This window comes from Streptomyces sp. NPDC029014 (genome assembly GCF_055564695.1).
Genome location: NZ_JBVHVT010000216.1, coordinates 1 through 1,872 on the forward strand (window position 1 = coordinate 1; position 1,872 = coordinate 1,872).

2 protein-coding genes are annotated in these 1,872 nt (G+C 66.3%); both read right to left on the reverse strand.

Annotated features, from left to right (window positions below; genetic code table 11):
- On the reverse strand, positions 1-1,214 hold a 1,214-nt coding region (locus tag ACZ4VL_RS40615; protein ID WP_468211041.1), incomplete at its 3' end, for a secretin and TonB N-terminal domain-containing protein.
- Positions 1,215-1,267: 53 nt separating this feature from the next.
- On the reverse strand, positions 1,268-1,872 hold a 605-nt coding region (locus tag ACZ4VL_RS40620; protein WP_468211043.1), incomplete at its 5' end, for a FecR family protein.

A 1,872-nucleotide genomic window follows, 5' to 3' on the forward strand; every position in this document is an offset into this window, starting at 1 on the left:
GCCTGGCGGCCACCGCCAATGATGTCGATGCCGGCACCGGGGACGTTGGAGCGGAAGTAGTGGGATTCCTCCGGCGCACGGGTAAAGCTTGCCTCGATGTCGAGGGTGTCGCTCGCTTCCCAGACCGCCTTGACGAACAGATTGTCGATGCTGCGCCGCTGGATCTGTTTCTCCGGATGCGCGTCGTCGACCAGGTGCGACTGCAGGTTGTAGGTGGGAATGGTCGAGCGCTTGCGGGTGAAACTGGCCAGGACGCCGATGCGGTCGGTCAGATAGCCTTCCAGATCAGCGCGCGTGGTTGTCTTCTTGAATTCCGGCTGCCCGTCGTTCGCGCCGGACGCCTTCTGGTAGCTGTCTGCGACGGTGGAGTCCAGGTGGTAGCGTGTCCACGAAGATCGCGAGGACTGGGTGGACAGGCGGCCGCTGAAGGCGCGCGATGGTCGTCGGGTGCTGGCTTCGACCACGCCGCCGTTGAATCCACCATAGGCGGCCGAAACGTTGCTGTCATGCACGGTGATGCCTTCCAGCAGGCTGCTGTCCAGTGCCAGCGCCTGCGAGCCGCCTGGAACGGAGAACAGCCGGTATACCTCCGGATCCGCACCCGGGTCGATGTCGTTGTTGAAATTCATGCCATCGACGATGAACGCGTTCTGATAGAACTTCGCACCATTGATGCTGATTTCCGCAGGACGGATTTCGCCGGGGCTGAAGCTGCCCTGGTCGGCATTGTCGAACTGCACGGCGGGATGGATGCGCAGCAGCCGGGTGATGTCACCGTTGCCGGCGGCCTGCGCCGCGACGTAGCTGCGGTCCAGTTGCAGGCTGCCTCCGAAGGTCGAACCGGTGTCCTGCCCCGGCACGTGCAGGGTACTGGTGCGTCGTGCGCCTGCCGACACCTGCGCACGCTGCAAGGTGTAGCTGCCATCGGCGCGCCGCACCGCGCGCAGCCCGCTGCCGTGCAGCAGTGCGTCGAACCCTGCGTCCACGTCCAGCCCTATGGTAATCGATGGAGCCTGGCGGCCACGGGTCAGCGCGGGGTCGAAGGACAGGGCCACGCCATGCTCGGCGGCGAACGCGCCCAGTGCACTGCCCAGCGAGACGGTGCTGCGCTGGACGTGCAGGGATTCATCGGGCGGTGATTGAGCCAGCGCGGGTGTGGCGGCGAGCGCGGAGGCGAGGAGGCTCAGTCGAAGCCGGGGCAGGTTCACGGTCATGGGGAGGAAAGTGAGGGGTTCATACCCTCTGCCACGCGACGCTCGGAAAAGTGTCAGCCGCGATGTCCCGCAGCCGACACGTGGATCCATAGCCCCTGCTCGATCCGCAGCTCATGGGTGGCGGCAAGCATCGACAGGCTGCGTTGTAGGTCGTCCAGCGGGAATGCGCCGGACACCGGCAGGCCGGCGACGCGCGGATCCACGCGCAGCCAGCGGTGCTGATAGCGCCCCAGCTCCTGCAAAACCTGCTGCAGCGGCATTGCATCGGCGACCAGCATGCCCCGGACCCACGCGTCAGCGCCGGGTAACGCAGGTACGGGCAGTGGCAGCCGGGTCAGGTTCCAGCACAGCTGCTGCCCGGCGTCGACCTCGCGCTGTTGACCCGGTATGGAGATCCGCACCGCGCCGTGCTGGACCACCAGCAGGGCATCGTCCCCGAACAGGCGCACGCAGAAACGGGTGCCAAGTGCCTGCAGCGTGCCGTAGGGGGTCGTAACCCGGAACGGCCTCGCCGGGCGTTGTGGATCAGCGGCTGTCTCCACCAGCATCTGCCCATGCCGCAGCCGCAGAAGGCGCGCATGCGTATCGAATGCGACGTCGACCGCAGTGCCGGTATCCAGCTGCAGTACGCTGCCATCGTCCAGCACCCGCTGTGATC